This is a genomic window from Ochrobactrum sp. Q0168, assembly GCF_016427605.1.
Lineage (GTDB): Bacteria > Pseudomonadota > Alphaproteobacteria > Rhizobiales > Rhizobiaceae > Brucella.
Genome location: NZ_JAELXQ010000033.1, coordinates 1 through 7,705 on the forward strand (window position 1 = coordinate 1; position 7,705 = coordinate 7,705).

Here is a 7,705-nt window from a genome sequence, read left to right on the forward strand (position 1 = left end):
TCTATTCGAGCTTCCTGCGTCATGCGGAAAACGCCTCGAAGCTCTATGGCGTCGATACGCGTGAAATCCTCATCGAACTTGGCAAGCGCCGCATGGTCGGCGGCCAGGAAGACATGATCATCGACGTCGCGCTCGACATTCTCAAAAACAAGGCCGCATAAGCGGCCCACTCAGGAGGAAATGCTATGACCGTCTTGGAGGGCGCGGCTTCTGCACGCGTAGAAAAAGACACTTTGATTACCGATGGCGACCGCCGTCGCGCGTTGATTGGCAGCGCGGTTGGCAGCACCATCGAATGGTATGACTACTTCCTATATGGCACCATGTCGGCCATCGTTTTCGGAAAGCTGTTCTTTCCGTCCGATGATCCGGTGACCAGCCAGCTTCTGGCGCTTGCCTCTTTCGCGCTGGCCTTCCTGATCCGCCCCATCGGCGGCATCGTGTTCAGCCATATCGGCGACCGTATCGGCCGCAAGAAGACGCTCGTCATCACGCTTTCGATCATGGGCGTATCGACGGTGCTGATCGGTCTGATGCCGACCTATGCCACCATCGGCGTCTGGGCGCCGATCATCCTGACACTGCTGCGTCTGTTGCAGGGCTTGGCGCTGGGCGGCGAATGGGGCGGCGGCGTGCTGCTGGCGGTGGAATATTCCCCGCGCAACAAGCGCGGCTTTTACGGTGCCGTGCCACAGACCGGCGCATTGTTTGGTCTGGCGCTTGGCAATCTGGTGACATCCGGCCTTGCTCTGGGTTTTTCGGAAGAAGCGTTCCTGTCCTATGGCTGGCGCATTCCGTTCGTGCTGTCCATCGTGCTGGTCGCCATCGGCATGTGGATCCGCAACACGGTTGACGAAACCCCTTCCTTCAAGCGCGTTGCTGCGGCGAATACCGCGAAGAAAGTGCCGCTGTTCGAAACGCTGACCAAGCATTGGCGCGCGGTTTTGATCGTGATTGGTGCGAAGTTCATCGAAACCTCGACCTTCTTCCTCTTCGCAACCTTCACCGTTTCCTATCTCGTGGGCCTGGGTTTCGAGCGCGTCCACGCTCTGAATTCCGTGCTGATCGCCGCCTTGATCGCCGTTCCGGTCATGCTCTATTTCGGCAGCCTGTCCGACCGCATCGGTCGCAAGAAGGTGTTCCTGCTCGGCACGGTCGCCATGGTCATCTACACGGTGCCTTACTTCTGGCTGCTCAATCAGGGTTCGTGGGTCCTGGCAACGCTCGCCGTGGTGATCGGCTTCGCCATCATCTGGTCGACCTATGGTTCGGTGCTTGGCACATTCTTCGCCGAAAGCTTCCCGGCAGATGTCCGCTATACCGGCGTTTCGCTCGGCTATCAGGTGGGCGCGGCCATTGTCGGCGGCCCGCTGCCGCTGATCGCAACCGCTCTGCTTGCCAAGTATAATGGCAGCTATCTGCCGATTGCCGTGTTCATCGGCGCTTGCGGCGTCATCTCGCTGATCGCGGTGGCCTGCACGACCGACAGAAGCGGCCAGCGTCTCGACGACTGATCATCGACTTAAAACGAAAGAAGCCGGTCTATGCCGGCTTCTTTTTTGCGCTTTCGCTGAAGGATAGTTTCTGGCGCACCAGTTCCGCAACATTGGTCACCTGCATCTTTTCCATCACGCGGCTGCGATGCACCTCAACCGTCTTGATGCTGATATCCATCAGATCGGCGATCTGCTTGTTGAGTTTTCCCGCCACGATATATTCCAGCACTTCCTTTTCGCGCTGCGTCAGACTCTCGTAACGGCGGGCAAAATCGTCCGCCTGCTGGCGCAGCCTTGCGTTCTCCCGCGCCTTGGCGAGACAGAACTCGATCCGCTCCAGCACATATTGGTCGTCGAGCGGCTTTTCAATGAAATCCACCACCCCGTCGCGAAAGGCCGTGACGGCCATCGGCACGTCGCCGTGGCCGGTGACGATGATCGTGGGCAGATCGACGCCAAGCGCCTGCAAACGGCGGTGCAGTTCAAGGCCCGTTATGCCCGACATGCGCACATCGGCGATCACGCAGCCGGACATATCCGGCGATGCGGCATCCAGAAAAGCTTCCGCCGAATCGAAAGCGCGCACCGTGTATTGGCTTGATTCCAGCAGCCAGACGAGCGAATCCCGAAAGGCCTCGTCGTCATCGATGACATAGACCGCCTCGCTCATGCTGTTTTTTCCTCAAGCGTGCCGCTGATGGGCAGCGTGAAATGAAAGGCTGTACCGCCTTCCGGATTTGGCTCCGCCCAAAGCCTGCCCCGGTGAAACTCCATGATCGAGCGGCAAATATTGAGCCCCACGCCCATGCCTTCTATCTTGGTTGTATAGAAAGTGTCGAATATCTTGCCGAAATCGCCTTTTGCAATGCCCTGTCCGAAATCCAGCACTGTGGTTTCCACTTCCCGCCCGTCGGGACTGATTCTGGCCGAAACGATGATATCGCGCCGTGGAGCGGGCACGGATGTCGTGGCCTCGATGGCGTTTCGCAGCAGATTGAATACCACCTGTTCGATCATCACGCGGTCGGCCAGCACGGTCGGCAGGTCTTTCGCTATATCGACCTTGATCTTGAACCCGCGCCTGCGCGATTCGATCTCGGCTATGGATGCGGTCTCCTCGACGATCTCCCGCAATATTTGCGGCTGCGGCGTCGGTTCGCTGCGACGCAGAAAATCGCGGATGCGCGACACGATGCCCGATGCGCGGCTTGCCTGCCGCGACGCTTTCTTCATGGCGTCGAGCAGTGCTGCGCGATCATCGGTGCCAGCCTCCAGCCGCCGCACCGATCCCATGCAGTAATTGCTGACCGCCGCGAGCGGCTGGTTCAGCTCATGGGCGAGGCTGACCGCCATTTCGCCCATCGAAATCAGCCTTGCCGTCTGTTCGAGCCGCAGGGCGCTGTCGCGCTCGAAGGCAAGCGCTGCCTCACGCTCGGCTTGCGCCTTGGCCTCCTGCTCGCGCATCTTCGCTTGCAGAACCTCGAATTCCTGGCCGGTTTTCTTGAAAATCTCCACAGCGCGCGCGATATCGCCAATCTCGTCGCGACGATCCTGATCCTTGACGGTCAGATCATATTTGCGACGGGTCAGCTGCCCGATCACCGCCGTCAGTCGCCCGAGCGGTCGCGTGATGCTGCGCGAAAGGAGAATCAGAAGCGCCGTGGTGACAACGGCGATAGTGGCGAGAATGCCGCCAGCGCGTAGCAGCACGGCCTTGGTTTCACTGTCCACATCTTCCAGATAGATGCCCGTCGCGATGAACCACTGCCATGGCTCGAACGGCATGACATAGGCCATCTTCTCGCCGCTCACATTCGTATTGGGCTTGGTGAATTCATAACGCACCACGCCGCCACCGGCCTTGGCCGTGTCGATCTGCATCTGCACGTAATGGCGACCTTCGGAATCGACCAAGGCGGAAGCGTCGGTGCCTTCCAGATCGGGCCGGATCGGCAAAAGCACGGAATTGCCGTCGAAATCATCAATGAAAAAATATTCGTCATTGGCATAACGCAGCTTGCGCAGCGTTTCGACGGCATTGTGCTTGGCCGCGGCTTCGCTGATCTCGCCGCTCTGGAAACGGTCATATTCTTCCTGAATGATCTTGCGACCGATTTCCGTCAGGTTGCGAACCATGGTGACACGGTCATCGATCATCTGTTCGCGCAGGGCATGTACCGTCACGGCGGCCATGACCAGCAAGCCGATCAGGCTGACAAGGCTCGACAAAAGAAGCTTGGAACCGATACCCAATTTGATTCTCATGATGAAAGTTCGCTACCGCCGATAGAAGCGGTCAGCCCGCGATTTTCGTTTCAATTCACTGTTGCAGTAGCACGGCTACGTTGGCAACCGGCAGCGCGCGCGGATTTTTCCGATGCCGGGTCTATCAACTTTGTGTCATTTGCCCTAGATCATCCAGGAATACGATACAGATTATCAGCCGTTGTCGTCGAAATGCCGCGACAACCAAATATGCCGGGTTCAAGCCTGTTTGCAGTGGATGCCTCCCCAATGCCACGAGACAGGCGAGCTGGTTGCGTTTCTGAAGGGCCTAAAATGAAAAAAGCAGATATCGGAATGGTCGGTCTTGGCGTTATGGGTTCCAACCTGGCGCTGAATATAGCCGAGAAAGGCTACACGGTTGCTGTCTATGATCGTGACGAGCCGGTGCTGAGAGCTTTCCTCGATAAAGCTGGTCCGCTGCGCAAAAAGATCATCCCTTGCGCCACTTTTGAAGAACGGGCGGAAAACGCGCGCAAGCCGCGCCCGTTCATTTTCCTCATCAAGGCGGGCGCGCCCGTCGATGCCGAAACGACCCGCCTCAAGGCTCTTCTTGAGAAGGGCGATATCATGATCGATGCGGGCAATTCCGATTATCGTGACACGGTCCGCCGCCTCAAGGCGCTCGGCCCAAATGATCCGACCTTTGTGGGCATGGGCGTTTCCGGCGGCGCGGAAGGCGCACGCCATGGCCCGTCGATGATGGTGGGCGGAACGCCGGAAGCCTATGAGCGGATCGCGCCGATCCTTCTTGCGGCCGCTGCGAAATATAAGGGCGAGCCGTGCTGTGCCCTCGTTGGTCCCGACGGTGCGGGCCATTTCGTCAAGACGATCCATAACGGCATCGAATATGCCGACATGCAGATGATCGCCGAAATCTACGGCATCCTGCGCGATGGACTCAGCCTTTCGGCTCCGGCCATCGGCGATGTGTTCGAGAAGTGGAATTCCGGCCCGCTCGATTCCTATCTGATCGAGATCACCGCCAAGGTTTTGAAAACCACCGATCCGGATAGCGGCAAGGCGATGGTCGATATGATCCTCGACGAAGCCGGACAGAAGGGCACCGGACGCTGGGCCGCCATCGAAGCGCAGATGCTGGGCGTTCCGGCAACGGCAATTGAAGCTGCGGTCGCCGCGCGTTCGCTTTCGTCGCTCAAGACAGAGCGCGAGGAGGCCGCAAGCATCTACAAGCCTTCGCCACGCACGCTCGACGTTGCGGATCACACCAAGTTCCTTGCCGATCTGGAGCAGGCACTGCTTGCTGGCAAGATCGCGGCCTATGCACAGGGCTTTGCCGTCATGGAAGCGGCGTCGAAAGAGCATGGCTGGAACATTCCGCTGGCCACCACAGCCCGCATCTGGCGCGCTGGTTGCATCATCCGCTCGGAACTGCTGGACGATATCGCCCAAGCTTTCGAGGGAAATGAAAGCCGTAACCTTCTGCTGGCTCCAGCTTTTGTCGAGCGTATGCAAAAGGCATCCAAGGGCCTGCGGAACATCGTTTCCAAGGCTGCGATCGCTGGCTTGCCGGTTCCTGCACTTGCTTCCGCGCTCAACTATTTCGACAGCTATACGCAATCGCTCGGTACGGCCAATCTCATTCAGGGTCAGCGCGATTTCTTCGGTTCGCATGGTTTCAAGCGCATCGACAAGGACGGCGATTTCCACGGCCCATGGGGCGAGTAATCGCCCGATTTCTTACTGCGAAAAAGCCGCCCAATCGGGCGGCTTTCTTTATGTCGCATCGAGATATGGTTTCAAGGGCATATCGTCGTGGGTGGGGACGGTCTGCCGCTCGATCATGTGATGAATGCGGGGAGGGCCGTCGCCGCGATGCAACTCATCAAGATGCTTTGCAATCTCCGCATCGGCATGGGTCAGTCGCTGGCTGTGGCGGATATATTCGATCCAGGTCGGCACGTGATAGCTTTCCGTCCAGATGCGTGGGTTTTCCAGATCGCGCAGCAACACCCATTGCTTGGCTCCGTCGCGAATTCTGGTGCGCCGTCGCAGCGCCATGGTGGCGAGAAATTCCGGCACGTCTTTCTGGTCGATGGAATAATCGACCATCACCATGATCGGGCCGCTGCGGGCGCGCAGGTCAAGCTGCAGTTGCGGCTCGCTGAAGGCGTTGGTCGGATCGAGGTTCAGCGATTCGAAATTGGGCTGGCGCAAGATGAAGCCGAGCAGCCCGCCGGCGATCAGTACGACGCTCGCGATGAGCAGCGCGCCCGATACGCCGTACAGGTCAGCCAGTTGACCCCAGACCCAACTTCCCAAGGCCATACCGCCGAAGGTTGCTGTCTGGTATAGCGACAAGGCGCGACCGACGACCCAACGCGGGGTCGAAAGCTGGACAGTCACATTGAACAGTGAGAAAGCCTGCACCCATGCCATGCCGGCTGGCATCAGCAGAAGGCAGCTCAGCCAAACCCGGTCGCTCATGGCGAGGAAGAAACAGCTGACGGCGAGCGCGAAGAAAGCCCCTCGGATCACCCATTCATTACTGAGAATATCGCGCACCCGCCCGATCAAAAGCGCGCCGCAGATCGCACCAAACCCGAAAAAACCGAGCATGATGCCATAAGTAATGGCGGTGCCCTGCACCTGATCGCGCGCAACGAGCGGCAGAAGGGCCAGAATCACCACAGCGCTGAAGCCGAAAGCGAACGAGCGCACCATCACCTTCAACAGATTGGGCGACATGGTCACATAACGAAAGCCCGCCGACATGGCGCTTCCGAAGGATTCGCGTGGCAGTGGGCTGCGCGGCGTCACCTTCTTCCAGCGGAAAAGCGCGAAGATCAGAGCGAAATAACAGAACACGTTAAAAAGAAAGGCAAAGGCCGCACCAGCCGTCGCAACGATGATGCCGCCAATGGCCGGGCCGATACTGCGCATGAGATTATAGCTCATGCTGTTGAGCGCCACTGCGCCCGGCAGATGTTGACGGGGAACAATGTCGCCCATCGAAGCTTGCCAGGAAGGATTATAGAGCGCGCCACCGCATCCGATCAGAAAGGTGAGGCTGAGCAGCAGCCATGGCGTCAATACATTGGAATAGGCGAACAGCGCCAACATCGCCGAAAAGCACAGCATCATCATCTGCGCTATCAGCATGATGCGACGGCGGTCGTAATTGTCAGCCAAAGCTCCGGCGGCGAGCGAGAAGATCATCACGGGCAGGGTCATCGATGCTTGAACCAGTGCCACCATCCCGTGAGAAGTGGTCAGACTGGTCATCAACCAACCAGCCGCGACGCCTTCGATCAGCCCTCCCAGATTTGAGACCAGAGTTGCCGACCACAGCGAGCGGAATATCCGGGACTGAAAGGATTCGAGCGGAGAGGCGCTTTTGGGCATGGCGTTTTCTGCATCTACAGGCTTGTCTCCGGTCTTCTGCAGAAGAACTTGGAGAAAGCGCATCGGCGGGATGCAAACCAAGGGATAATGAATTGCCGGCTACGGGAACAAGCGAGTACGGTTTCGGCCATCACTGAACAAAACAGGATGAAATATCCCGTCGCTCTGGCTCCTGCCCGGTAAAGCGGGCTGTTGCTGGCGCGCTCCTGAGGCTCTCTATATATGCCGTCATGAACAACGCTGTTTGCGCTGCCCAGAATCGGGTGCCCATTCGGCTTAATAAGGAGTAAATTTCTGTCTTTATCCTTGTGGAAAAGAAAACTGCATTTTTGTTGGAATGCGTGTTGACAGTTTTGTGGTGTGGGGCCTATATAGCGCCACAACGAGGGCGGCGACGCTGCTAGCGGCAGGTTGGTTCGTCCTTGAGTTCTGGTGAAAGTGGTTGACGAGAAGTTGGCTGATGAGTAGTTGGGGCGGCTGGAGCTGGATGGAAATCTGGTTTTGGATTTGAGGAAGTTACGGTTGATAAGATTGTGATTTTCTTGAAAAAAACGGGTTGA

6 protein-coding genes and 1 pseudogene are annotated in these 7,705 nt (G+C 58.0%); 3 read left to right on the forward strand and 4 right to left on the reverse strand.

Annotated elements, in window-relative coordinates:
* Positions 1 to 161 (forward strand): annotated as a pseudogene (locus JAU75_RS23670) (4-hydroxy-2-oxovalerate aldolase); the annotation flags it as partial.
* A gap of 24 nt (positions 162 to 185) precedes the next feature.
* Positions 186 to 1,514 carry an MFS transporter gene (locus JAU75_RS23675; RefSeq protein WP_199058926.1) on the forward strand — a complete coding sequence of 443 codons (1,329 nt, stop codon included), beginning with the start codon at positions 186 to 188 and terminating at the stop codon, positions 1,512 to 1,514.
* A 28-nt stretch (positions 1,515 to 1,542) separates the two neighbouring features.
* Here the strand turns inward: JAU75_RS23675 and JAU75_RS23680 are convergent, their stop codons facing one another.
* On the reverse strand, positions 1,543 to 2,166 hold the full coding sequence (locus JAU75_RS23680; RefSeq protein ID WP_199058927.1) for a response regulator: 624 nt from the start codon (positions 2,164 to 2,166) through the stop codon (positions 1,543 to 1,545).
* Positions 2,163 to 3,761: a cache domain-containing protein gene (locus JAU75_RS23685; protein WP_199058928.1), complete on the reverse strand. Its 1,599-nt coding sequence runs from the start codon at positions 3,759 to 3,761 to the stop codon at positions 2,163 to 2,165. Before JAU75_RS23685 ends, JAU75_RS23680 begins: the two co-directional genes overlap by 4 nt.
* A 294-nt stretch (positions 3,762 to 4,055) precedes the next feature.
* On the opposite strand from JAU75_RS23685, the gene gndA reads away from it, so the two are divergent.
* Positions 4,056 to 5,468, forward strand: coding sequence for an NADP-dependent phosphogluconate dehydrogenase (gene gndA / locus JAU75_RS23690; protein ID WP_199058929.1), 1,413 nt, complete (start codon positions 4,056 to 4,058; stop codon positions 5,466 to 5,468).
* Positions 5,469 to 5,516: 48 nt separating this feature from the next.
* On the opposite strand, the gene JAU75_RS23695 is transcribed toward gndA, so the two are convergent.
* Both JAU75_RS23695 and JAU75_RS23975 read right to left on the reverse strand, forming a co-directional pair.
* On the reverse strand, positions 5,517 to 7,145 hold the full coding sequence (locus JAU75_RS23695; protein WP_199058930.1) for an MFS transporter: 1,629 nt from the start codon (positions 7,143 to 7,145) through the stop codon (positions 5,517 to 5,519).
* A gap of 14 nt (positions 7,146 to 7,159) precedes the next feature.
* Positions 7,160 to 7,705, reverse strand: a 546-nt coding sequence (locus JAU75_RS23975; RefSeq protein ID WP_210339401.1) for a hypothetical protein, incomplete at its 5' end; no start/stop codon positions are given.

Coding starts and splice junctions, on each gene's coding strand:
- gndA (WP_199058929.1), top strand. CDS start 4,056: ATGAAAAAAGCAGATATCGGAATGGTCGGTCTTGGCGTTATGGGTTCC.
- JAU75_RS23695 (WP_199058930.1), bottom strand. CDS start 7,145: ATGCCCAAAAGCGCCTCTCCGCTCGAATCCTTTCAGTCCCGGATATTC.
- JAU75_RS23680 (WP_199058927.1), bottom strand. CDS start 2,166: ATGAGCGAGGCGGTCTATGTCATCGATGACGACGAGGCCTTTCGGGAT.
- JAU75_RS23685 (WP_199058928.1), bottom strand. CDS start 3,761: ATGAGAATCAAATTGGGTATCGGTTCCAAGCTTCTTTTGTCGAGCCTT.
- JAU75_RS23675 (WP_199058926.1), top strand. CDS start 186: ATGACCGTCTTGGAGGGCGCGGCTTCTGCACGCGTAGAAAAAGACACT.